Origin of the sequence: Streptomyces sp. NPDC020192 (assembly GCF_044388685.1) — a bacterium.
GTDB lineage: Bacteria > Actinomycetota > Actinomycetes > Streptomycetales > Streptomycetaceae > Streptomyces.
Map to the genome: position 1 here is coordinate 455,212 of NZ_JBIRXG010000001.1, position 23,635 is coordinate 478,846.

Consider the following 23,635-nt stretch of genomic DNA (forward strand, 5'->3'; position numbering starts at 1 on the left):
CGGGTCTCAGTACGAGTCCTTGCGCGACTCGGTACGGGTCTTGACGGGCAGGATCGCATGGACGCGGAATCCGCCGCCGTAGCGGGGTCCGGTGGTCAGGGTGCCGCCGACGGCCGTGACCCGCTCGCGCATGCCGAGCAGCCCGTGCCCGCCGCCGGTCCCGGGCTCGCCCTCCGCGCCCGGCCCGTCGTCCAGCACGGTGACCTCGATGTCCGTGCCGACGCGTACGACGCTGACCTCGGCCTTGGCGCCGGGTCCCGCGTGTTTCTGCACGTTGGTCAGGGCCTCCTGGACGATCCGGTAGGCGGCCAGGTCGACGGCGGCCGGAAGGTCGGAGTCCTGCCCGGCGCGGGCCACCTCCACCGGGAGCCCGGCACTGCGGAAGGTGCCGGCGAGATCCTCCAGCCGGCTCAGTCCGGGCGCGGGCTCGGTCGGTGCCTCGGGGTCACCGGACTGGCGGAGCAGACCGACGGTGGCCCGCAGTTCGTCGAGCGCGGAGCGGCTGGCCTCGCGGACGTGGGCGAGGGCCTCCTTGGCCTGGTCGGGCCGCTTGTCCATGACGTGTGCGGCCACCCCGGCCTGCACGTTCACCAGGGCGATGTGATGGGCGACGACGTCGTGCAGATCGCGGGCGATGCGCAGCCGCTCCTCGGCGACCCGGCGGCGGGCCTCCTCCTCGCGGGTGCGTTCGGCTCGCTCGGCCCGCTCCCGGATGGCCTGCACGACCGCGCGCCGGCTGCGTACGGCGTCCCCGGCGGTGGCACCGATGCCGGTCCAGGCGAGCACGCCCAGGTTCTCCTGCGCGTACCAGGGCAGCGGCCCGCCGAGCATGGCGGCGGCCGTCAGCACGGTCATGGTGAGCAGGCCGATGCGCAGGGTGGTGGTGCGGTCGGTGGTCGCGGCGACGGTGTACAGGGCGACGACGGCGGACATCGTGACCGGGGCGCGTGGGTCACCGGTGACGCACTCGACGAGGGAGAGCGTGCCGGTGACGGCGAGGACCGGCATGGGGGCGCGGCGCCGGAAGACGAGCGCGGCCGCGGCGAGGAGCATGAGGAGGAGGCTGAGGGGGGCGGGGGTGCGGATGCCCCAGGTGACGCCGTTGTCGCCGCGCGGAGTCACGAAGGATCCCACGATCATGCACAGCAGCACGCCCGCGGCGATGGCCGCGTCCAGCGCGAGGGGGTGCGCTTTCAGGCTGCAGCGGGCGCGGTCGAGAGTGCTCACGGGATGAACAGTACGGCGGCTTTCGAGTGACCGGTGCTGTCGCCGGCCGGGGTGGGTTTCGCTTGACCGCGCCGGCGGGGCGCTACCCCGGAATCAGCCCCTCGTCCCCCAGCATCGCCCGGACCTCCTCCAGCGAGGCGTCCGGGGACGGCAGGATCAGCTCCGAGGGCTCCAGGGCGTCATCCGGCAACGGAGTGCCAAGCGCGCGGACGGAGTCGAGAAGGGCGCCGAGGGTGCGGCGGAAGCCCGCCTCGTCGCCGCCCTCCATCTCCGCCAGCAGCTCGTCGTCGAGCTTGTTCAGCTCGGCGAAGTGGGAGTCGGCCAGCTTCCACTGGCCCTCCCCCATGATCCGTACGATCACGTCGGCCTCCTCGGCTCGGCCCCCGGCGCCGTACTACTGCTTGTCGAAGCGCGGGGTGTCCTGCGGCTGCTGCTGGGTCTGCCCCTGCGCCGTACCACCCTCGATGGCCTGCTGCGGGGAGCCTCCGGCCAGCTCGGCCTTCATGCGCTGCAGCTCCAGCTCCACATCCGTACCACCCGAGATGCGGTCCAGCTCGGCGGCGATGTCGTCCTTGGCCATGCCGGTCGGGTCGTCCAGGGCGCCGGAGGCGAGCAGCTCGTCGATGGCGCCGGCGCGGGCCTGGAGCTGCTGCGTCTTGTCCTCGGCGCGCTGGATCGCGAGGCCGACGTCGCCCATCTCCTCGGAGATGCCGGAGAAGGCCTCGCCGATGCGGGTCTGGGCCTGGGCGGCGGTGTAGGTGGCCTTGATGGTCTCCTTCTTCGTGCGGAACGCGTCCACCTTGGCCTGCAGGCGCTGGGCGGCCAGGGTGAGCTTCTCCTCCTCGCCCTGGAGGGTCGCGTGCTGCGTCTCGAGGTCGGTGACCTGCTGCTGGAGCGCGGCGCGCCGGGACAGCGCCTCGCGGGCCAGGTCCTCGCGGCCGAGCGCGAGTGCCTTGCGGCCCTGGTCCTCCAGCTTGCCGGACTGCTGCTGCAGCTGGTTGAGCTGGAGTTCCAGGCGCTTGCGGCTGGTCGCCACGTCGGCGACGCCCCGGCGCACCTTCTGCAGCAGCTCCAGCTGCTTCTGATACGAGTAATCGAGGGTCTCGCGCGGGTCCTCGGCCCGGTCAAGGGCCTTGTTCGCCTTCGCGCGGAAGATCATCCCCATACGCTTCATGACACCGCTCATGGGCTTCGCGCGCCCCCTTCTGACGGACTCCAGCTCACAGATCCTGCGACAGGACCCACAGTACGGGCCCTGACTCCATTACCGCACTGTTCCGGGACCGATGCGCTCATCCCCAAGGACGACCGTGGACCGTACCGCTCCGGCGCAAGGAGTAGGTGACCCCCTGGCGGAACGTCCCCTCTGTCCCCCTACAGACGAACGGTGTTGCCGGATCGTTCCCCGCCGGGCTGACGTCCATGCCGGTCCAGCGCTTACCCTTGGGTTTTGTGTTCCGTAGCCGTGCCAAGGAAGAGAAGGCCCCCGCCGACAAGGCGCTGGCCGACTCCAAGCAGACCCGTGACCCGCAGGCCAAGAAGGGCAGGCCCACGCCCAAGCGCAGTGAGGCCCAGTCCCAGCGCCGCAGCGTCGCCAACACGCCGATGACCCGCAAGGACGCCGCGAAGCGCCAGCGCGAGGACCGGCGCCAGGCGCTGGAGCGCCAGCGCCAGGCCCTGGCCACCGGCGACGAGCGCTATCTGCCGGCCCGGGACAAGGGCCCGGTGCGCCGCTTCGCCCGGGACTGGGTGGACTCGCGCTTCAACGTGGCGGAGTTCTTCCTGCCGATGGCCATCGTGATCCTCGTACTGAGCGTGGTGCGGGTGGGCGCGATCCAGAGCATCGCGCTGCTGCTGTGGCTGGTCGTGATCGTGCTGATCGTGGCGGACGCGGCGTTCAGCGGCTTCCGCCTGAAGAAGCGCCTCAAGGAGCGCTTCCCCGACCAGAACACCCGGGGCGCGGTCGCCTACGCCCTGATGCGCTCCCTCCAGATGCGCCGGCTCCGGCTGCCGAAGCCGCAGGTCAAGCGCGGAGAGAAGCCCTGAGCGCTGACGCCTTCACCGGGGGCGCGGCCGACGCCTGGCTGCGCAAGCTGGGCGGGCTGCGTGATGTCGTACGGCAGGAGCTGGTGGCCCGGCAGCTGGACGAGCAGATAGCCGGGCGGTTCCCCGTCGGGCAGCGGCTGCGGGTGCTCGACGTCGGCATGGGCCAGGGCACACAGGCGCTGCGGCTGGCCCGGCTCGGTCATCAGGTGACCGGTGTCGAGCAGGACGCGACGATGATCGCCGCCGCGCGCGAGGCGCTGGCCGCGCAGCCGGAGGGTATCCGCGAGCGGGTCCGGCTGGTGCAGGGCGACGGGCGGGACACCGGCGTGCACTTCCTGCCGGGCAGCTTCGACGTGGTGCTGTGCCACGGCGTGCTGATGTACGTCGAGGAGCCCGACCGGCTGGTCGCGGGGCTGGCCCGGATGCTGGCCCCCGGCGGCCTGCTCTCCCTCCTGGTCCGCAACGGCGACGCGCTCGCCATGCGGCCGGGCCTGTCCGGCGACTGGGCGGGCGCGCTGGCCGCGTTCGACACCACGGTGTACCGCAACCGTCTCGGCCTGGACGTACGGGCCGACCGGCTGGCCACGCTCACCGCGACGCTCGCCGGGATCGGGGCCCCGCTGCACGCCTGGTACGGGGTGCGGGTCTTCACGGACACGGCCGCGGACGACGCGCCGGTCCCGGACGACGTCGAGACGCTGCTGGCGGCCGAGGAGCGCGCCGGACGCACGGACCCCTACCGCGGGGTGGCGGCACTGCTGCACCTGTGCGGCGTACGGGGCTGAGCCCGTTCGGGGCAACACGGCGGGCCGGTTGATCACTCTCCGGTGAGACTCGGGGCATGGACGCTTCCCGTATTGCCCATACCCGTGCCGTCCGCAGGGCCGTGCCCGCCGCCGCGCTGGTGTGCTGCGCGGTGCTGACCGCCGGGCTTGCCGTCGGCTGCTCGCCGGCCGCCACTCCGGCCGCCCGGAACACCGCGACGCCCGCGCGGGCCGTGCCGATGGCAGCGACCGATCTGCAGAACCAGTACCAGAAGGTGATCAAGGAGGTCCTGCCGTCGGTCGTGCAGATCCAGGCGAGCCATGAGCTGGGCTCCGGGGTGGTGTACGACGACAAGGGGGACATCGTCACCAACGCGCACGTGGTCGGCCAGGAGAAGACCTTCAAGGTGACCACGGCCAACAACGAGGAACCGCTCGCCGCGACCCTGGTGTTCTCCTACCCCGACCAGGACCTGGCCGTGATCAAGCTGGACAAGGTGCCGTCCGGGCTGAAGCCGGCGACGTTCGGCGACTCCGAGAAGGTGGAGGTCGGCCAGATCGTGCTGGCGATGGGCTCGCCGCTCGGGCTGTCCTCCAGCGTGACGCAGGGCATCGTCTCGGCGGTCGGACGGACCGTCAGCGAGAACCGCACCGGCGGCGGTACGGGCGCGACGATCGCGAACCTGGTGCAGACCTCGGCCGCCATCAACCCCGGCAACAGCGGCGGCGCCCTGGTCAACCTGGACGGGCAGGTCATCGGCATCCCGACGCTCGCCGCCGCCGACCCCGACCTCGGGGGCAGCGCGGCGCCCGGCATCGGCTTCGCCATCCCGGCGTCCATGGTGAAGACGATCGCCGGGCAGATCGTCAAGGAGGGCAAGGTCGTCGACTCGGGGCGGGCCGCGCTCAACATCGCCGGACGGACGGTCGTGGACGACACCTACCAGCCGGCCGGGGTGGCGGTGGTCAGCGTCAAGCGCGGCGGCGCGGCCGACAAGGCGGGTCTGCGCACCGGCGACATCATCACCAAGGTGGGCGACCGGTCCATCACCACCATCACCTCCCTCGCGGAGGCACTGGCGGCGGACAAACCGGGCCAGAAGACGTCGGTGACGTACCAGCGCGGCGGCGCCGAGAAGACGGCGGACGTGACGCTGGGCGAGCAGTGAGGAGGGGGTACGGAGCGGCCGTACCCCCTCCTGGCTCAGTCCTCGGCGGCGGCGCGCAGGCTCATCGGCCCGGCGTAGATCTCGGTGCCCTCCTCGAACAGCCGCACCTGGTCGGTGCCGCCCTCCAGCAGCGCCCGCCAGTGCTCGCCGATCCAGGACTCGGCATCCCCCTGCGTGGTGAACTCCTCGGGCTGCACGGCGGGCTGGACCTCCGTCCCGTCGGCCTTCTCGAACCGCCACGTCCATGCCGTCATGTGGGCCTCCTTTGATCCAACACGTGCTGGCAGACTAGCCGGAAGCGCAAGACCTGATCAGACGGGCGAAAATCGATTCCGTGGAAGTGACTCTGCTCGGTACCGGCGCCCCGGCCGGACTGCCTCGCCCCGACTGCCCCTGTGCCGCCTGCGCGACCGCGCTCGGGCCGGACGCGCGGGCGGCGACCGCCGTGCTGGTGGACGGGGCGCTGCTCCTCGACCTGACACCGGGCGTGGCGTTCGCGGCGGCCCGGGCCGGGCATTCGCTGGGCGGGGTACGGCAGGTGCTGCTGTCGCATCCGCACGACGGTCCGGCGGTGGAGGTGCCGGCCGGGCTGCCGCAGCCCGGGCGGGTGCCGGACGGGCGGGAGTTGGCGCTGCTGACGGGGCATCGGGTCCGGGCGGTGGCGATGGACGCGGGCGGCACCGGGTACGCGGTGACGGGCCCGGACGGGCAGCGGCTGCTGTATCTGCCGCCGGGCGGGGCGCCGGCGGGTCTGGAGGAGGCGAGGGCGGAGTCGTACCACCTGGTCCTCGCGGACGTGGTCGGCCGCCCGGACGCGCTGGCGCGACTGCGGGCGGTGGGTTCGGCCGGTCCGACGACGGACGTGGTCGCGGTCCATCTCGACCACGACGTGCCGCCGGGTGCGGAGGTGCGGCGGCGGCTGGCGGCGGCCGGGGCGCGGGCCGTGCCGGACGGTACGACACTGACGGTCGGGGTGTACGAGGACGTACCCGACGTGCCGCGCCGGACGCTGGTGCTGGGCGGGGCGCGCTCGGGCAAGTCCGTGGAGGCCGAGCGGCGCCTGGAGTCCTTCCCGGAGGTGCTGTACGTGGCGACCGGCGGGACGCGCGGCGGGGACACCGAGTGGGCGGCACGGGTGGCCGCGCACCGGGAGCGGCGGCCGGGTTCGTGGCATACGACGGAGACGACCGACCTGGTGCCGCTGCTGGGCCAGGACGGGCCGCCGCTGCTGATCGACTGTCTGTCGCTGTGGCTGACGGACGCCATGGACTCCGTCGGGGCGTGGGACGACGCGGAGTGGGCGGGCGGCGGCGAGAAGCTGCTGCGGGAGCGGGTGCGGGAACTGACCTCCGCCGTGCGCGCCACTCGGCGGACGGTGGTGGCGGTGTCGAACGAGGTCGGCTCGGGGATCGTCCCGGCGACCGCGTCCGGGCGACGGTACCGGGATGAACTGGGGCGGCTGAACGCGGCGTTCGGGGGCGAGTGCGAGCAGGTGCTGCTGGTGGTGGCGGGGCAGGCTGTGGTGCTGCGGGGGTGAACTCCGGTCACGAGGTTTCCGTGTGCCTCCGCGCCACGATCCGGTAGGTGTTCGAGAAGCGCGCCCGGCGGTCGGTCGTGAGGATGTCGCAGCCCTGGCTCTCCAGCTCCTCGCACAGGTTGGCAAGGGGCAACAGGTGCAGGTGGCGGGGTTGGCGGTACGGGGGCCAGCGGCGGCCCAGCAGCATCGCGAACACGCTTTGAGGGTTGGGGAGTTCGAGGATGAGGAGGCCGCCGGGGCGTAGCGCGGCCAGGGCCGCGTGGAGTTCGGCGCGCGGGTCGGGGGCGTGCTCCAGGTGGTGGAACATGCTGACCACGTCGTAGCGGGCGTACAGGCGGGGCAGGACCCAGGGGTTCGTGAGGTCGCCGATGTGGGCCTCCTCGACGCGGCCCGCCAGGCGCGCCTGTTCGACCCTCGGCGTCGGGTCCAGGCCGTCGAAGGACGTGTACGGGAAGACCTCCCGCACCGTCTCCGGGAAACGGGCGTGCCCCGTGCCCACGTCCAGCCAGCTCTCCGGCTCGGCCAGCGGCAGCACCGTACGGGCCGCCGCGCGGTGCCGGCGGCGGACCGCGCGGGTGGGGCTCCGGTCCGCGAGGTCCTCCAGGCGGCGCGCGGAGAAGTTCCGGTGGTGGAAGGCGAGGCCCTCCACGGTGAACCGGGGGTTCTGGAAGGCGTGCCCGCAGTCGCGGCACTGGTCCACGGCGCACGCGCCCGGACCGCGCCGGCCGGGCGCGGCGGCCCGCGCCCGGGTGCGCAGGCGCGCGCCGCCGCACCAGGGGCAGTGCTCGCGGCGCGGCTCGTGGTACGGGTCGGCGGCCTGGGGGGTGATCCGGGGCGAGGGCGACATGGGCGGCTCCCTGAGCGACATTTCGCTGCAAAACGGAACGTATGGGATACCGATCTTGGGTGCAAAGACGTCATGGGGGTGTGGTGGCGATGTGGCGCGGAAACGCGCGTTCGCTGGCGGTACTGTTCGGCGAATGAGCAGGCTTAATCTGGACGACTTCACCGATCTGATCGAGCGCCCGGACGGGGGCGTGCGCCGTGACGCCGAGGCCCGGCGGGAGCGCCAGATCGTGCCGCCAGGGGCGCTGGGGCGCCTCGACGAGCTGGGCGAGTGGCTGGCCGCCGCGCAGAGCGCCGCACCGGTACGGCCCGTCGAACGGCCGCGCGTGGTGCTGTTCGCCGGTGACCACGGCGTCGCCGAACTGGGCGTCTCGGCGCGGCCCGCGGGCAGCGCCGGACAGCTGGTGCGGGCGGTACTGGAGGGCGCGAGCCCGGTGTCCGTGCTCGCGCGGCGCTTCGAGGTTCCCGTACGGGTCGTGGACATGGCCCTGGACTGCGAACCGGACGCCTTCCCCGAGGACGTCGTACGGCACCGGGTACGGCGCGGCAGCGGACGTATCGACATCGAGGACGCGCTCACCCTGGAGGAGGCCGAGGCGGCCCTGCGGGCGGGCATCGCGATCGCCGACGAGGAGGCCGACTCGGGTACCGATCTGGTGGTGCTCGGCGACATCAGCGTGGGCGGGACCACGGCGGCGGCGGTGCTGATCGCGGCGCTGTGCGGGACCGACGCGTCGGTGGTGACCGGGCGCGGCGGGCTCGCGATCGACGACCTGGCGTGGATGCGGAAGTGTGCCGCGATCCGGGACGCGCTGCGGCGGGCGCGGCCGGTGCTCGGGGATCAGATGCAGCTGCTGGCGACCGTGGGCGGGGCGGATCTGGCCGCGATGACGGGGTTCCTGCTGCAGTGCGCGGTACGGAAGCTGCCGGTGATCCTGGACGGCGTCGTGGCCGCGGCCTGTGCGCTGGTCGGGCAGCGGGTCGCGTTCCGGGCGCCGGACTGGTGGCTGGCCGGGCACGACAGCGGGGAGCCGGGGCAGACCAAGGCGCTGGACCGGATGGCCCTGGAGCCACTGCTGGACCAGGGCGTGAAGGTCGGCGAGGGTGCGGGGGCGCTGCTGGCGCTGCCGCTCGTCCGGTCTGCGGCGGCACTGGCGGCGGAACTTCCCGAAAAGCCGGCGGAGCCTTCCGAGAAGCCGGAGGAACCTTCCGAGAAGTCGGCGGAGCCCTCTGAAGAGGGGCCGGAGGAGTAGTCGGGTTTCGGCCGGTTCGGCACCGCCGGAATCGGCCGTCCTGGCCAAGCACCCTCGCGGCGGAGAAGAATGGCGGGCTCTGTGGAGAAAGGGGCGCCCCGGCGGAAAAGTGCGGTTCGTCAGGGCGGCGCCCATATGATCCTGCCCCATGGGAGATGCCCGAATTGCCGTGTCGCCGCAGCAAGCCGAACCGGGGCGTCCGGGTGAGGAGGAGCGGCGGTCCACCGGGGCCTCCCGACGGGCCGCCGCCTTCGCCGTCTGGTATCTGCGGACCGTCGCCTTCATCAACTTCCTCAGCGCCGTCTGGGTCTCGCTCGGGCAGGACGTGCGCCGGCACAACCAGGACGACTACTTCACCCCGTACCTGCTGACGGCCGGTTTCGCCTCGGGCGTGTTCACCGCGTTCCTCGCCATCACCATGCGCCGACGCAAACGGGCCGCATGGATCCTCAACCTGGTGATGAGCGGGGTCTTCCTGGCTCTGTTCGCGTTCGCGATGGCGTTCCCGGAGATCCGGCAGTACGCGCAGAACTGGATCTCGCTGGGCCTCACGGCCGCGTTCGTCGGCGCGCTGCTCGTGGGCCGGCGGGAGTTCTACGCCAAGGGCGACCGCGCCAACCCCCGGCTCGCGGCGACGGTCGCCGTCGGCGGCGGGGTCGTCGCCTCCCTGCTCGCCGGGCTGCTGATCACGGTCACCAACCAGGCGCCGGACGCGGCCCGTTCGACCTTCCTGGAGCGCTGGCACTACGGCGCCCTGCGCCTGGTGTCGGTCGCCGCCGACGAGAACCGCTTCCCCGGCATCGACCCGCCGAACTGGGCGAACGTCGCCATCAACGTGCTCAGCACGGCCCTCGTCCTCGCCGTCCTCTACGCCGCCTTCCGCAGCCGGCGCGCCGTGGACCCCCTCACCGAGGACGACGAGAAGCGGCTGCGGGGCCTGCTGGAGCGGCACGGCGAGCGGGACTCGCTGGGCTACTTCGCGCTGCGCCGTGAGAAGAGCGTGGTGTGGTCGCCGACCGGGAAGGCTGCCATCGCCTACCGCGTCGTCGGCGGGGTCTCCCTCGCCTCCGGGGATCCGATCGGGGACCCCGAGGCCTGGCCGGGGGCGATCACCCCGTGGCTGGCCGAGGCGTGGGCGCACGGCTGGATCCCGGCGGTGATGGGGGCGAGCGAGGAGGCGGGGACGATCTATGCCCGGCACGGGCTCGACGCGCTCGAACTCGGTGACGAGGCGATCGTGGAGGTCGCCGACTTCACCCTGGAGGGGCGGGCCATGCGCACCGTACGGCAGGCACACAACCGGGTGAAGCGGGCCGGGTACGAGGTGCGGATCCGGCGGCACGCGGAGATCCCGGCGGACGAGATGGCCCAGTTGGTGAAGCGGGCGGACGACTGGCGGGACGGAGCGACCGAGCGCGGGTTCAGCATGGCGCTCGGCCGGCTCGGGGACCCCGAGGACGGGCAGTGCGTGATGCTGGAGTGCGCCGACGCCGAGGGCCGGCCGCGGGCGCTGCTCTCCTTCGTGCCGTGGGGGCCGCACGGGCTGTCCCTGGACCTCATGCGCCGGGACCGGGACTCCGACAACGGGCTGATGGAGTTCATGGTCATCGAACTGCTGCGGCGGGCCCGCGAGATCGGGATCACGCAGGTCTCACTGAACTTCGCGATGTTCAGGTCGGTCTTCGAACGTGGCGCACGCCTCGGTGCCGGTCCGGTGCTGAGGCTGTGGCGGTCGCTGCTCAGCTTCTTCTCGAGGTGGTGGCAGATCGAGACGCTGTACCGCGCCAACGCCAAGTACCGGCCCATCTGGGAGCCGCGGTTCCTGCTCTTCGAGAAGAGCGCGGACCTGCTGCGCATCGGCCTCGCCTCGGCCCGCGCGGAGGGCTTCCTGGAGGCGCCGGGACTGCCGAAGTGGCTGCACCGCAGGCACCTGGACACACATCGATGAGGAACGTCTGATGCGAACCCTCGCCCGCTGGGCCCGTGAGGAGTGGGGGCTGCTGTACGTCACCGTGCGCGAGGCCTCCCTGAAGCGGCGCCTGCGGGCGATCCCGATGACGCTCGCGGCGGTGGGTCTGACGGCGTTGCTCCAGTGGGTGCAGAACCAGCAGTGGGGCTATCAGTTCGTGCAGAACGTGGGCGCCGTACGGGCCGAGGACCCCCTGTGGCTGGCCCTGCTGCGCACTCCCCTGTCGTTGTTCGTGCCCGCGCTGGACCTGCCGGTGTGGGGCGCACTGGTGCAGATCCTGCTGGTGTTCGGGATCGCCGAGATCTGCATCGGCTGGTGGCGGACGCTGACCATCGCGTACGTCGCCACGCTCGCCGGCACCCTGTACGCGCGCGTGGGCATCTCGCTCGGCACGCACGCCCCCTTCGGGCTGCCCTGGACCGACGCGCAGGTCGTGGACACCGGCCCGTCGGCGGCCGTGGTGGGGCTCGCCGTGTACGTGGCCTGGCGGTACGGCGCCTACGCGACGGCGGGTGCGGTGACCGTGGCCATGGTGGCCGAGGTGCTGGTCAAGGAGAACCTGGCGGGCAAGGAGCACCTGGCCGCGCTGATGGCCGTGGGGATGCTGTGCCTGGCGGTGGCGGTGCGGCACCGGTTCGGGCACGAGCTGCGGCAGCGGCTGCGGCGCGCGTACGGCCGCCGGACGCGGCGCGGTCAGCGGCGGCCGGGCAGCCGTACCGGGCGCGGGTCGGGCTTGCCGCCGATCCAGTCCTGAAGCGCGCGGCGCAGCCGGGCCCAGCGGCGGTCGTGGTGGTAGGCGCGCAGCGCGGCCTTGGCGCGGGCGCGGGGACGGCGGCCGTAGAAGCGGCGGGCCCACGGGGAGCCGGGGCGGGCCAGCCGGATCGCGCCGACGAGTGCGACGAGGGGCACGGCGATCCCGAACACCGCGGTGCGGGCCTTGCCCTTGCTCAACGCGACGAGCGAGAAGAGGAAGTTGGCGGCGATGTTGGAGATGACCGTGCCCCGGTGCTGGAGTTCCTGCTGGGACAGGTCGTTGACGCCGAACGGCGAGAACCCGGCCAGCAGCAGCCCGACCAGGGCCGCGGTGAGGACGACGACCTCGACGCTCTTGCGGCCCTCCTCGCTCCAGTAGACGTCGTCCAGGTGCAGCAGCAGCGCGAACTCGTCCAGCACCAGCCCGGCCCCCATGCCGAACAGCACGGCGGAGACCGCTCCCCCGACACCGTGCCGGTCACTGGCGACGGCACCGAAGCCGCCGACGACGGTGAGGACGACCCCGGGCACGACATGGTGGATGTGCAGCCCGCCCGCCCTGACGTTGCCGAACGGGCCCCGGCCGGCCCGGATCAGGCGGGTGATCACCCGGGTGACCAGAAAGGTCAGCACGAAGGCCGTGAGGGCGAGCAGCAGCGGGAGTTTGCCCGGTTCGACGATGTTCCGTTCCCACCAGTGCCCCATGTGCGCACTTTATCCCCGGCGGTGTCAGGGGAGCCTGACGGCAGCCCGGTAACCTGCGCCGGTGCTCACGTCCTCACCCTCGTCCCCCTCGCCCCTCGACGGCTTCCGCTTCGCCTTCGGCACCCTCACCGTGCTGCCCGTCCGGGTGCACCGCTGGGACCGGGGGGCCGCGCGCGGCGGGATGCTGGCCGCGCCCGTGGCCGGGCTGGTCGTCGGCGCCTGCGCGGCCGTACTCGGGCTGCTCCTGCTCCTGCTGGGCGCCGGCCCGCTGCTCGCCGCCGTCGCCTCCGTCGCCGTACCGGCGGCGCTGACCCGCGGCCTGCACCTCGACGGCCTCGCCGACACGGCGGACGGCCTGGGCAGCGGCAAGCCCGCGGACGACGCCCTGCGGATCATGAAGCAGTCGGACATCGGCCCGTTCGGCGTCCTCACCCTCGTCCTGACCCTGCTGGCCCAGGTCGCGGTCCTGGCCCAGCTCTACGGCGACTCCTGGGCGCGGGGGGCCGCGGCGGCGGTGACCTCGGCGGTGGCGGCCCGACTGGCCCTCACCCTCGCCGCCCGCACCGGCGTACCGGCGGCACGCCCGGAGGGGCTGGGGGCGGCGGTGGCGGAGGTGGTGCCGGTGCGGGGCGCGGTGGGGGTCGCGGTGGCCTGCACGCTCGCGGCGGCGGCCGGGGGCGCGTTCTTCGGGGTGTACGGCGCCGTGCGCGCGGCGGCCGCGGTGCTGCTGTCCCTGGCCGCCGCGGAGTTGCTGCTGCGTCGGTGCGTGCGGCGGTTCGGCGGGGTGACGGGGGATGTCTTCGGGGCACTGGAGGAGACGGCGGCCACGGCGGCCTTTGTGGTGCTGGCCTTCGGTCACTGAGCGCTAAGCTCTCCGCCCGTACACGGACAGGAAAGCATGATCGGGGGAACTCCGTGCTGAGGCTGCGTCGTGCCACGGCTTGGTTCATAGACTTCGCACTGGTGGCGGGGGCGGCCTCGCTGCTCGCCGTCCTCACCTTCCACCGCGTCACCCTCCTCGTCACCGACATACCGTCCCTGGCCACGAAGGGCGGCCTGGACCTGGTGACCTCGCGCGGGGACGTCATCGGTGCCTCCGAGCACCTCGGGCTGTCCGTGTGGGACTCCGTGGTGCTGGACGTGGAGGAGGCCTTCGGGGCGCTCGTGCTCGTCACGTTCCTCTACCAGTGGGCCTGTCTGCGGCTGCTCGGCCGCACCCTCGGCAAGGGCCTGCTCGGCCTGCAGGTCACCCCGCGGCTGTCCCGGCACGCCGTGCGCCGCGCCGCCGTCACCACCGCCGCCGACGTCGCGGTGTACGCCCTGGCCTGCGTGCTGCTGATCGAGGGGCACTTCCTGGTGTCGATGCTGGTCTGGGCGGTCGCGGTGGTGCTGTTCCTGGTCAACGCGCTGCCGGTGTTCTTCCCGGGCCGCCGCTCGCTCGCCGACCGGCTGGCCGGCACCTCCGTCGAGGGCGCGTTTCAGCGCGCCGCGTCCAGTCCGCTGGGCGGCGTGCCCCAGGGGTGAGCGCCCGCGCCGGGCACCGCGCAGTGCACGGCGGAGCGTGCCGTGGTTCCGCACGAGCCTGTCGTGGCCGAGGGTGCGGTCGGTCAGCGCCAGCCGCTCGTAGCTGCCGAACTCCCTCGTTCCCGTGCTCACTTGGTCCAGGAAGACGGTACCCCACCGCGTCGTGGACCATCCCCCCGGTCAAGGCCGTGCCGCTGGCGGCGGCCCGCGCGAACGGGCTGGTCGGGGTGGACACCAACGCCGACCTCCCCCACCGCCGCCCGGCGCTTCGACCCACACGGCAACCCCGTCGGCACACCCTTCCGGTTCGGCTACGACCTGACCAGCACGGCGAACCACCGTGACGCCCAGGTCCGCCACGCGCTGATCCGCCTACCGCACTGGGCCAAGCGCCACGGGCTGTCGATCGCGGTCGAAGACCTCGACCTCACCGCGGAGAAGACCCGCGAGAAACACGGTCGCCGCAAGAAGTTCCGCCACCTCGTCTCCGGCATGCCGGTGTCCAGGCTCCGGGCCCGGCTGGTCAGCATGGCGGCCGAACTCGGCATCCCCGTCATCGCCGTCGGCCCCGCCTACACCCGCACATGGGGCGCCCAGCACTGGCAGAAGCCCCTTACCACCAGTCCTCGTAAGACCACTCGCCACGACGCTGCCGCCGTGGCCATCCGCAGGCGCGCCCCGGGGCACCCGATCCGGCGACGGACGGCACCGCGCACCGTTCGGGACGTCCGGCTGAGCACACGTCCTGGCAACAGGACTCACTCCCACTCAGTCTCCAGGAACGGCGGAAAGTGGCCATGACGCCACGGACAGGTGAACGCCCGTAGGAATGAGCGAACGCCCGCACGCGCGTAGTCTCGTCCCGGGGGTTCGCCGACAGGGTGAAGGCCCCGGTTGCCACCTGACCTCGGGCCTGGACCTAGGGTCGGCTCTCGGGCCCGGTCGACCCACCCCATATCGGCCACAGCAACTTCACATCGGAAGCGAGATTTCACCACCGTGACTGCTCTGACTCTCAGCACCTCTGCGGCGCCCGGCCTGCGGGCCGACGCGATCGTGATCGGTGTCGCCAAGGGCGCCCAGGGCCCCGTCGTAGCGCCGGGCGCCGAGGCCGTGGACAAGGCGTACGACGGCCGGCTGGCCGGCGTCCTGGAGACTCTCGGCGCCTCGGGTGCCGAGGGCGAGCTGACGAAGCTGCCGGCCCCGGCCGGCTTCAAGGCCCCGCTCGTCGTGGCGGTGGGCCTGGGCGCGGAGCCCGACAGCAAGGACGAGGAGGCCGGCTACGGCGCCGAGGCGCTGCGCAGGGCCGCCGGCGTGGCCGCCCGGGCGCTCGCCGGGTCCAAGAAGGCGGCGTTCGCGCTGCCCGTCGACGGCCCGGGTGCCGTCGGCGCGATCGCCGAGGGCGTGCTGCTCGGCGCGTACGCCTTCGACACCTACAAGGAGAACGGCAAGGACGCCAAGGCCAAGAACGGCAAGGCGCCGCTCGCCGAGGCCGCGCTGCTCGGCGGCAAGCCGCGCGACGCCGCCCACAAGGGGGCCGTCGCCCGCGCCGTCGCGGTCTCCGAGGAGCTGAACCGCGCCCGCGACCTGATCAACACCCCGCCGAACGACCTGACCCCCGGCATCTTCGCGGAGATCGCGCAGACCGCGGCCAAGGAGCACGGCATCAAGGTGCAGGTGCTCGACGACAAGGCCCTGGTCAAGGGCGGCTACGGCGGCATCCTCGGCGTCGGCGGCGGCTCGGCCGCGACCCCGCGCCTGGTGAAGCTGTCGTACAAGCACCCGAAGGCCGAGAAGCACCTGGCCTTCGTCGGCAAGGGCATCACCTACGACTCGGGCGGCATCTCGCTGAAGCCGGCCGGGCACAACGAGACGATGAAGTGCGACATGAGCGGTGCGGCCGCCGTGTTCGCCGCCGTCGTCGCCGCCGCGCGCCTCGGCCTGGAGGTCAACGTCACCGGCTGGCTGGCGCTGGCCGAGAACATGCCCTCCGGCTCCGCCGTGCGCCCGGGTGACGTGCTGCGCATGTACAGCGGCAAGACCGTCGAGGTGCTCAACACCGACGCCGAGGGCCGGCTGGTGCTCGCCGACGCACTGTGGGCGGCCTCGCAGGAGAAGCCGGACGCGATCGTGGACGTCGCCACGCTGACCGGCGCGATGGTGCTGGCGCTGGGCAGCCGGACGTTCGGTGTCATGGCCAACGACGACGCGTTCCGCTCCTCGGTGCACGAGGCGGCGGAGGAGGTCGGCGAGCCGGCCTGGCCGATGCCGCTGCCGGAGCACCTGCGCAAGGGCATGGACTCGTCCGTGGCCGACATCGCGAACATGGGCGAGCGGATGGGCGGCGGCCTGGTCGCCGGTCTCTTCCTGCGCGAGTTCGTGGGCGAGGGGATCACGTGGGCGCACGTCGACATCGCGGGCCCCGCCTTCAACGAGGGGGGTGCCTTCGGGTACACGCCCAAGGGAGGCACGGGTTCCGGTGTACGGACGCTGGTCCGGCTGGCCGAGCTGACCGCTGCGGGTGACCTGGGCTGACGTTCGCCTGCTGGCTCGGGTCGCACTGTTTGTGTGGCGGCTGCAGGGGCGTGGGGGCTGGTTGCACAGTTCCTCGCGCCCCTTCGGGCGCTCTAGTGGGGTGTCTCACACCCCGGCCCGGCGCATCGTTCGTCTCGAACAAGTGCAAAGATGGAGCCCGGCAGGACAGGGCCCCCACCGAAGGGCCGAAGCATCAAGCGGCCGGACACCAGCCGCCTGCCGGTCATCGGAGACCGGCGTACGGCGCACATGCATGGAGGACGTGACGTGGCGAACGACGCCAGCACCGTTTTCGACCTAGTGATCCTCGGCGGTGGTAGCGGTGGTTACGCCGCGGCCCTGCGCGGGGCGCAGCTGGGCCTGGACGTCGCCCTGATCGAGAAGGACAAGGTCGGCGGCACCTGCCTGCACCGGGGTTGCATCCCCACCAAGGCCCTGCTCCACGCGGGCGAGATCGCCGACCAGGCCCGCGAGAGCGAGCAGTTCGGCGTCAAGGCCACCTTCGAGGGCATCGACGTCGCGGCCGTCCACAAGTACAAGGACGGCGTGATCTCGGGCCTGTACAAGGGTCTGCAGGGCCTCATCGCGTCCCGGAAGGTGACGTACATCGAGGGTGCGGGGCGTCTGTCCTCCCCCACCTCCGTCGACGTGAACGGCCAGCGCATCCAGGGCCGCCACGTCCTGCTGGCGACCGGCTCCGTGCCGAAGTCGCTGCCGGGCCTGGAGATCGACGGCAACCGGATCATCTCCTCCGACCACGCCCTCGTCCTGGACCGCGTGCCGCAGTCCGCGATCATCCTGGGCGGCGGTGTCATCGGCGTCGAGTTCGCCTCGGCGTGGAAGTCCTTCGGCTCGGACGTCACGGTCATCGAGGGCCTGAAGCACCTCGTCCCGGTCGAGGACGAGAACTCCTCGAAGCTTCTTGAGCGCGCGTTCCGCAAGCGCGGCATCAAGTTCAACCTCGGCACCTTCTTCCAGAAGGCCGAGTACACCCAGGACGGCGTGAAGGTCACCCTGGCGGACGGCAAGGAGTTCGAGGCCGAGGTCCTCCTCGTCGCCGTCGGCCGCGGTCCGGTCTCGCAGGGCCTGGGCTACGAGGAGGCCGGGGTCGCCATGGACCGCGGTTACGTCCTCGTCGACGAGTACATGCGGACCAACGTTCCGACCATCTCCGCCGTCGGTGACCTCGTCCCGACCCTCCAGCTCGCGCACGTCGGCTTCGCCGAGGGCATCCTGGTGGCGGAGCGTCTGGCCGGTCTGAAGGTCGTTCCGATCGACTACGACGGTGTCCCGCGGGTGACGTACTGCCACCCGGAGGTCGCCTCCGTCGGCATCACCGAGGCCAAGGCCAAGGAGATCTACGGCGCGGACAAGGTCGTCGCTCTGAAGTACAACCTGGCGGGCAACGGCAAGAGCAAGATCCTGAACACCTCGGGCGAGATCAAGCTCGTCCAGGTCAAGGACGGTGCCGTGGTCGGCGTCCACATGGTCGGCGACCGCATGGGTGAGCAGGTCGGCGAGGCCCAGCTGATCTACAACTGGGAGGCGCTGCCGGCCGAGGTCGCCCAGCTCATCCACGCCCACCCGACGCAGAACGAGGCGATGGGCGAGGCGCACCTGGCGCTCGCCGGCAAGCCGCTGCACTCCCACGACTGAGCCTTCGGTCAACGGGCGCGACGACACAGACTTCCGCAATTCGTAAGGAGCAACCGAAACCATGGCGGTTTCCGTAACCCTTCCGGCGCTCGGTGAGAGCGTCACCGAGGGCACTGTCACCCGCTGGCTGAAGGCCGAGGGCGAGCGCGTCGAGGCCGACGAGCCGCTGCTCGAGGTGTCGACCGACAAGGTCGACACCGAGATCCCCTCGCCCGTCTCCGGTGTCCTGTCCTCCATCAAGGTCGCCGAGGACGAGACCGTCGAGGTCGGCGCCGAGCTGGCCGTCATCGACGACGGCTCCGGCGCCCCCGCGGCCGCCCCGGCCCCCGCCGCCGCCGCGGCTCCGGCCCCGGCGGCTGAGGCCCCTGCCGCTCCGGCCCCGGCCGCCGAGGCCCCCGCGGCTCCGGCTGCCCCGGCCCCCGCCGCCGCTCCGGCCGGTGGCGCCCAGGGCACGGACGTGGTCCTGCCCGCGCTCGGTGAGTCCGTCACCGAGGGCACCGTCACCCGCTGGCTGAAGTCGGTCGGCGACTCCGTCGAGGCCGACGAGCCGCTGCTCGAGGTCTCCACGGACAAGGTCGACACCGAGATCCCGGCGCCCGCCTCCGGCGTGCTGCTCGAGATCGTGGTGAACGAGGACGAGACCGCCGAGGTCGGCGCCAAGCTCGCCGTCATCGGCGCCCCGGGTGCCGCCCCGGCCGCCGCTCCGGCTCCGGCCGCCCCGGCTCCCGCCGCCGCCCCGGCCCCGGCTCCGGCCGCCCCCGCGGCTCCGGCTGCCCCGGCCGCTCCGGCCCCGGCTCCGGCTCCGGCGCCCGCCCCGGTCGCCGCTGCCCCGGCTCCGGCCCCCGCGCCGGCCGCTCCGGCCCCGGTCGCCCCGGCCACCGCGCCGACCTCCCCGACCGCCACCCAGGCGACGGACGAGGGCGCGTACGTGACCCCGCTGGTGCGCAAGCTCGCCGCCGAGAACGGTGTCGACCTGGCCGCCGTCAAGGGCACCGGCGTCGGCGGCCGTATCCGCAAGCAGGACGTCATCGCCGCCGCCGAGGCCGCGAAGGCCGCCGCCGCCGCTCCGGCTCCGGCCGCCGCCGCCAAGAAGGCCCCGGCGCTGGAGGTCTCCCCCCTCCGTGGCCAGACCGTCAAGATGCCGCGCATCCGCAAGGTCATCGGCGACAACATGGTCAAGGCGCTGCACGAGCAGGCCCAGCTGTCGTCGGTCGTCGAGGTCGACGTCACCCGCCTGATGCGCCTGCGCACCCAGGCCAAGGACTCCTTCGCCGCGCGCGAGGGCGTCAAGCTCTCCCCGATGCCGTTCTTCGTGAAGGCGGCGGCCCAGGCGCTGAAGGCCCACCCGGTCATCAACGCCAAGATCAACGAGGCCGAGGGCACGATCACCTACTTCGACTCCGAGAGCATCGGAATCGCGGTGGACTCCGAGAAGGGCCTGATGACCCCGGTCATCAAGCACGCGGGCGACCTGAACATCGCCGGCATCGCGAAGGCCACGGCGGAGCTGGCGGGCAAGGTCCGCGCCAACAAGATCACCCCGGACGAGCTGTCCGGCGCGACGTTCACCATCTCCAACACCGGTTCGCGTGGCGCCCTGTTCGACACGATCATCGTGCCGCCGGGCCAGGTCGCGATCCTCGGCATCGGTGCCACGGTCAAGCGCCCGGCGGTCATCGAGACCGAGGAGGGCACGGTCATCGGCGTCCGCGACATGACCTACCTGACCCTCTCCTACGACCACCGCCTGGTGGACGGCGCCGACGCGGCCCGTTACCTGACGGCGGTCAAGGCGATCCTGGAGGCGGGCGAGTTCGAGGTCGAGCTCGGGCTGTAACTCCTGGCCTGTACGGCACCCCGTCCGGAGCTTTCCGGGCGGGGTGTTCGTGTTTGTCGGCACACGTAGCGTGTAAGCCTCGTCTCACCTGCGCAAAAGCCCCCCCACACGCACCTCCCCCCGAGCACGGCGGCCTTATTGTCTAAACGTCAGCCCTCCCTAAGGAGCCCAAATGACCGCGCCCGTCGTCCACTCGCTGCGCGAACAGATCCGCGAGCACATCGTGGAGGGAATCGTCAGCGGGCGCTGGCAGCCGGGCGAGCGCATCGTGGAGCGCCGGATCGCCACGGAGCTGGAGGTCAGCCAGACCCCGGTCCGCGAGGCCCTGCGCGAGCTGGAGTCACTCCGCCTGATCGAGTCGGCCCCGAACAAGGGCGTACGCGTACGGAATCTGACCGCGGCCGACCTCGAGGAGAGCTACCCCGTCCGGGCCGGCCTGGAGGCCATCGCGGCCGAGCTGGCGGCGGAGCGCCTCGCCGAGGACTGCTCGGCCCTGGAACCGCACGTCCTGGCCCTGTACGAGGCCGACCGCGAGGCCGACGGCACGGCCCAGGTCCGCCACACGGTCGGCTTCCACCGCGAACTGGTCCGGGCGGCGCACAACTCGGTGCTGCTGCACACCTGGGAGGGCCTCGGCATCGAGGTCTTCACGGCGCTGTCCATCCGCTGGCTGGGCACGGTCCAGCAGTCGTACGCCGAGGAGCACGAGGAGCTGGTGCAGGCGTTCAAGCGCCGGGATCCGCGGATCGCGGAGCTGGTGAAGGCTCACGTCCTCGGCTGTGCCCCGCGGCCGTAGCAGGCCCTGGCAGGGTCCTGGCAGGCTCTGAAAGGGTCGTAGCACCGGCGAGCAGAGTATCGCTCAAACGTGGCTCGACCTGCGAAAACGCGCCTCCGAGCCGACACTCGGTGCCCCAATCAAAGGCACCCCGTGCCTACTTTCTCGTATTCGAGAAGTTTTGCCCCTCACCCCTTTGATCGATCATCGATCAGGGAGTTACAGTCGCCGACGGACTTCCACCGAAGTCCAAGCCCTGTCCTGCCAAAGACCAAGGGCACCCCTGAAGCCTTACACCGATGAGGGAACCCCCTTCGACTGAGGAAGGCGGCGACATGACCGACCCCAACGCCATCCAGCCGAGCGCGCTCGACCAGCTCCCCGACCGCGACCCGGAGGAGACCGCCGAATGGCAGGCCTCCCTCGACGCCGTCGCCAGGGAGGCCGGGCCGCACCGCGCCGCGTACCTGATGCGCCGCACGCTGGAGCGCGCCGAGGCGGGCGGCATCGCGCTGCCGAAGCTCCTCGAGACGGACTACGTCAACACCATCCCCACCTCCGCCGAGCCGGGCCTGCCCGGTGACCCGGAGATGGAAGCCCGCATCACCGCCTGGAACCGCTGGAACGCGGCCGCCATGGTGACCCGGGGCAGCAAGTACGGCGTCGGCGGCCACATCGCCACCTTCGCCTCGGCCGCCTGGCTGTACGAGACCGGCTTCAACCACTTCTTCAAGGGCAAGGAGGCGGACGGCTCCGGCGACCAGCTGTACATCCAGGGCCACGCCTCCCCCGGCATCTACGCCCGCGCCTTCCTCGACGGCCGGCTGAACGAGCACCACCTGGACAACTTCCGCCAGGAGGCCGGCGGCAACGGCCTGCCGTCGTACCCGCACCCGCGCCGTCTGCCCTGGCTGTGGGAGTTCCCGACGGTGTCGATGGGCCTCGGCCCGCTCTCCGCCATCTACCAGGCGCGCTTCAACCGCTACCTCACCAACCGCGGCATCAAGGACGTCTCCGCCTCGCACGTGTGGGCGTTCCTCGGCGACGGCGAGATGGACGAGCCGGAGTCGACGGCCGCGCTCGCGCTGGCCTCCCGCGAGGGCCTGGACAACCTGACCTTCGTCATCAACTGCAACCTGCAGCGCCTCGACGGCCCGGTCCGCGCCAACTTCAAGATCGTGCAGGAGCTGGAGGCCCAGTTCCGCGGCGCCGGCTGGAACGTCGTCAAGACGCTGTGGGGCTCCGCCTGGGACGAGCTGTTCGCCCTCGACACCACGGGCGCGCTGGTACGCCGCCTGCGCGAGGTACCGGACGCGCAGGTCCAGACGTACCAGACCCGCGACGCCGCCTACATCCGCGCCGACTTCTTCGGCAAGGACCCGGCGCTCGCCGAGATGGCGAAGCTGCTCAGCGACGACAAGATCCTCGAGTGCTTCCACCTCTCGCGCGGTGGTCACGAGGCCCGCAAGGTCTACGCCGCGTACAAGGCCGCCGTCGAGCACAAGGGCGCGCCGACCGTGATCCTGGCCCAGACGGTCAAGGGCCACACCCTCGGCGAGGGCTTCGCGTCGAAGAACGCCAACCACCAGATGAAGAAGCTGACGGTGGACGAGTTCAAGACGATGCGCGACCTGCTCGGCCTGCCGATCAAGGACAGCGACTTCGTCGACGGCGTGGTGCCCTACGGCCACCCCGGCACCGACTCCCCCGAGGTCCGCTACCTCCAGGAGCGCCGCGCGGCCCTCGGCGGCCCGGCCCCGGCCCGCCGTACGCACGCGCTGGCCCCGCTGCCCGCCCCGGCGGAGAAGGCGTTCGCCTCCTTCGACAAGGGCTCCGGCGCGCAGAACGTGGCCACCACCATGGCCTTCGTCCGCCTGGTCAAGGACCTGGTCCGCGACAAGGAGACCGGCAGGCGCTGGGTGCCGATCGTCCCCGACGAGGCGCGCACCTTCGGCATGGAGAGCCTCTTCCCGTCCCTGGGCATCTACTCCCCCAAGGGCCAGACGTACGAGCCGGTCGACCGCGACCAGCTGATGTACTACAAGGAGGCCAAGAACGGCCAGATCCTCAACGAGGGGATCACCGAGGCCGGTTCGATGGCCGACTTCATCGCCGCTTCGTCGTCGTACGCGACGCACGGCGAGGCGATGATCCCCTTCTACATCTTCTACTCGATGTTCGGCTGGCAGCGCACCGCCGACCAGATGTGGCAGCTCGGCGACCAGCTCGGCCGCGGCTTCCTCGTCGGCGCGACGGCGGGCCGTACGACCCTGACGGGCGAGGGCCTGCAGCACGCCGACGGCCACTCCCCGGTCATCGCCGCCACCAACCCGGCCGCGCTGTCGTACGACCCCGCGTTCGCCTACGAGATCGCGGTGATCGTCCGTGAGGGTCTGCGCCGGATGTACGGCGAGGCCAAGCCGGGCGAGGACCAGAACGTCTTCTACTACCTGACGGTCTACAACGAGCCGATGCCGCAGCCCGCGAAGCCGCAGGGCCTCGGCATCGACGAGGGCATCGTCAAGGGCCTGTACCGCTTCAACACGGCGGAGTCCGCGGGTCTGTCCCCGGCGGCCAACGCCCCGCGCATCCAGCTGATGGGCTCCGGTACGGCGATCCACTGGGCCCTCGATGCGCAGAAGCTGCTCGCCGAGGAGTGGGGTGTCGCGGCCGACGTCTGGTCCGCCACCTCCTGGACGGAGCTGCGCCGGGACGCCATGGAGGCCGACGCGGCCCTGCTGCGCGGCGAGGAGCGCGTGCCGTACGTCCGCCAGGCCCTGCAGGGCGCCGAGGGCCCGGTCCTCGCGGTCTCCGACTACATGCGCCAGGTCCCGGACCAGATCGCGCAGTGGGTCGAGCAGGACTACACCTCGCTGGGTGCCGACGGCTTCGGCCTCTCGGACACCCGCGACGCCGCCCGCCGCCACTTCGGCGTCGACGCCCAGTCGGTCGTCGTCGCGGCCCTGGCCCAGCTCGCCCGGCGCGGCGAGGTGAAGGCCACGGCGGTCAAGGAGGCCCGGGAGAAGTACGGGCTGTAAG

At 72.2% G+C, this 23,635-nt stretch carries 20 protein-coding genes and 1 pseudogene; 15 read left to right on the forward strand and 6 right to left on the reverse strand.

Annotated features, from left to right (window positions below; translation table 11 throughout):
- Nucleotides 1-6 precede the first annotated feature (6 nt).
- The 3 genes from ACH47Z_RS02130 to ACH47Z_RS02140 form a co-directional block, all read right to left on the reverse strand.
- Nucleotides 7-1,227, reverse strand: coding sequence for a sensor histidine kinase (locus tag ACH47Z_RS02130; RefSeq protein ID WP_399069518.1), 1,221 nt, complete (start codon nucleotides 1,225-1,227; stop codon nucleotides 7-9).
- Between the two features lie 82 nt (nucleotides 1,228-1,309).
- Nucleotides 1,310-1,588 (reverse strand): hypothetical protein, encoded by a 279-nt coding sequence (locus tag ACH47Z_RS02135; RefSeq protein ID WP_399069519.1) that lies wholly within the window; start codon nucleotides 1,586-1,588, stop codon nucleotides 1,310-1,312.
- 33 nt (nucleotides 1,589-1,621) lie between these two features.
- Complete coding sequence (locus ACH47Z_RS02140; RefSeq protein ID WP_399069521.1) at nucleotides 1,622-2,413, reverse strand: PspA/IM30 family protein; 792 nt, start codon at nucleotides 2,411-2,413, stop codon at nucleotides 1,622-1,624.
- A 266-nt stretch (nucleotides 2,414-2,679) separates the two neighbouring features.
- On the opposite strand from ACH47Z_RS02140, the gene ACH47Z_RS02145 reads away from it, so the two are divergent.
- The 3 genes from ACH47Z_RS02145 (at nucleotide 2,680) to ACH47Z_RS02155 (ending at nucleotide 5,206) form a co-directional block, all read left to right on the forward strand.
- Nucleotides 2,680-3,273, forward strand: coding sequence for a DUF3043 domain-containing protein (locus ACH47Z_RS02145; RefSeq protein ID WP_399069523.1), 594 nt, complete (start codon nucleotides 2,680-2,682; stop codon nucleotides 3,271-3,273).
- A gap of 83 nt (nucleotides 3,274-3,356) precedes the next feature.
- Nucleotides 3,357-4,058: a class I SAM-dependent methyltransferase gene (locus ACH47Z_RS02150; protein WP_399069526.1), complete on the forward strand. Its 702-nt coding sequence runs from the start codon at nucleotides 3,357-3,359 to the stop codon at nucleotides 4,056-4,058.
- 56 nt (nucleotides 4,059-4,114) lie between these two features.
- Nucleotides 4,115-5,206: a S1C family serine protease gene (locus tag ACH47Z_RS02155; RefSeq protein ID WP_399069527.1), complete on the forward strand. Its 1,092-nt coding sequence runs from the start codon at nucleotides 4,115-4,117 to the stop codon at nucleotides 5,204-5,206.
- A 35-nt stretch (nucleotides 5,207-5,241) separates the two neighbouring features.
- On the opposite strand, the gene ACH47Z_RS02160 is transcribed toward ACH47Z_RS02155, so the two are convergent.
- Nucleotides 5,242-5,460, reverse strand: a complete 219-nt coding sequence (locus ACH47Z_RS02160) for a hypothetical protein (protein WP_399069529.1) — start codon at nucleotides 5,458-5,460, stop codon at nucleotides 5,242-5,244.
- 80 nt (nucleotides 5,461-5,540) lie between these two features.
- Here ACH47Z_RS02160 and ACH47Z_RS02165 point away from each other — a divergent pair, with 80 nt between their 5' ends.
- A complete protein-coding gene (locus ACH47Z_RS02165) occupies nucleotides 5,541-6,743 on the forward strand; it encodes a bifunctional adenosylcobinamide kinase/adenosylcobinamide-phosphate guanylyltransferase (protein ID WP_399069531.1) in 1,203 nt (400 codons plus the stop codon).
- Between the two features lie 7 nt (nucleotides 6,744-6,750).
- On the opposite strand, the gene ACH47Z_RS02170 is transcribed toward ACH47Z_RS02165, so the two are convergent.
- On the reverse strand, nucleotides 6,751-7,590 hold the full coding sequence (locus ACH47Z_RS02170; protein ID WP_399069533.1) for a class I SAM-dependent methyltransferase: 840 nt from the start codon (nucleotides 7,588-7,590) through the stop codon (nucleotides 6,751-6,753).
- Nucleotides 7,591-7,723: 133 nt separating this feature from the next.
- On the opposite strand from ACH47Z_RS02170, the gene cobT reads away from it, so the two are divergent.
- The 3 genes from cobT (at nucleotide 7,724) to ACH47Z_RS02185 (ending at nucleotide 11,565) form a co-directional block, all read left to right on the forward strand.
- Nucleotides 7,724-8,842, forward strand: a complete 1,119-nt coding sequence (cobT, locus tag ACH47Z_RS02175) for a nicotinate-nucleotide--dimethylbenzimidazole phosphoribosyltransferase (RefSeq protein ID WP_399069534.1) — start codon at nucleotides 7,724-7,726, stop codon at nucleotides 8,840-8,842.
- 148 nt (nucleotides 8,843-8,990) lie between these two features.
- The gene (locus tag ACH47Z_RS02180) at nucleotides 8,991-10,790 is read left to right on the forward strand and encodes a phosphatidylglycerol lysyltransferase domain-containing protein (protein ID WP_399069536.1); all 1,800 of its coding nucleotides are present in this window, start codon (nucleotides 8,991-8,993) and stop codon (nucleotides 10,788-10,790) included.
- 10 nt (nucleotides 10,791-10,800) lie between these two features.
- Entirely contained in the window at nucleotides 10,801-11,565 is a 765-nt protein-coding gene (locus tag ACH47Z_RS02185; RefSeq protein WP_399069538.1) for a hypothetical protein, read from the forward strand.
- Here ACH47Z_RS02185 and ACH47Z_RS02190 read toward each other — a convergent pair.
- Nucleotides 11,505-12,269, reverse strand: coding sequence for a hypothetical protein (locus tag ACH47Z_RS02190; RefSeq protein WP_399069539.1), 765 nt, complete (start codon nucleotides 12,267-12,269; stop codon nucleotides 11,505-11,507). The two genes, ACH47Z_RS02185 and ACH47Z_RS02190, sit on opposite strands and share 61 nt — an antisense overlap.
- Nucleotides 12,270-12,330: 61 nt before the next feature.
- Between ACH47Z_RS02190 and ACH47Z_RS02195 the strand changes: the two genes are divergently transcribed.
- The 8 genes and pseudogenes from ACH47Z_RS02195 (at nucleotide 12,331) to aceE (ending at nucleotide 23,634) form a co-directional block, all read left to right on the forward strand.
- Nucleotides 12,331-13,131: an adenosylcobinamide-GDP ribazoletransferase gene (locus ACH47Z_RS02195; RefSeq protein WP_399069542.1), complete on the forward strand. Its 801-nt coding sequence runs from the start codon at nucleotides 12,331-12,333 to the stop codon at nucleotides 13,129-13,131.
- Nucleotides 13,132-13,232: 101 nt separating this feature from the next.
- Nucleotides 13,233-13,793, forward strand: a complete 561-nt coding sequence (locus ACH47Z_RS02200; protein WP_399069544.1) for a hypothetical protein — start codon at nucleotides 13,233-13,235, stop codon at nucleotides 13,791-13,793.
- A 140-nt stretch (nucleotides 13,794-13,933) separates the two neighbouring features.
- Nucleotides 13,934-14,620: pseudogene (locus tag ACH47Z_RS02205) on the forward strand (hypothetical protein); the annotation flags it as partial.
- Between the two features lie 172 nt (nucleotides 14,621-14,792).
- On the forward strand, nucleotides 14,793-16,328 hold the full coding sequence (locus ACH47Z_RS02210; protein WP_399069546.1) for a leucyl aminopeptidase: 1,536 nt from the start codon (nucleotides 14,793-14,795) through the stop codon (nucleotides 16,326-16,328).
- A 267-nt stretch (nucleotides 16,329-16,595) separates the two neighbouring features.
- Complete coding sequence (gene lpdA, locus ACH47Z_RS02215; protein WP_399069548.1) at nucleotides 16,596-17,984, forward strand: dihydrolipoyl dehydrogenase; 1,389 nt, start codon at nucleotides 16,596-16,598, stop codon at nucleotides 17,982-17,984.
- A gap of 61 nt (nucleotides 17,985-18,045) precedes the next feature.
- Complete coding sequence (gene sucB, locus ACH47Z_RS02220) at nucleotides 18,046-19,821, forward strand: 2-oxoglutarate dehydrogenase, E2 component, dihydrolipoamide succinyltransferase (RefSeq protein WP_399069550.1); 1,776 nt, start codon at nucleotides 18,046-18,048, stop codon at nucleotides 19,819-19,821.
- A 172-nt stretch (nucleotides 19,822-19,993) separates the two neighbouring features.
- Complete coding sequence (locus ACH47Z_RS02225; RefSeq protein WP_399069552.1) at nucleotides 19,994-20,617, forward strand: GntR family transcriptional regulator; 624 nt, start codon at nucleotides 19,994-19,996, stop codon at nucleotides 20,615-20,617.
- Nucleotides 20,618-20,931: 314 nt separating this feature from the next.
- Nucleotides 20,932-23,634 (forward strand): pyruvate dehydrogenase (acetyl-transferring), homodimeric type, encoded by a 2,703-nt coding sequence (gene aceE / locus ACH47Z_RS02230; RefSeq protein WP_399069554.1) that lies wholly within the window; start codon nucleotides 20,932-20,934, stop codon nucleotides 23,632-23,634.
- The last annotated feature ends 1 nt before the right edge of the window (nucleotide 23,635 follow it).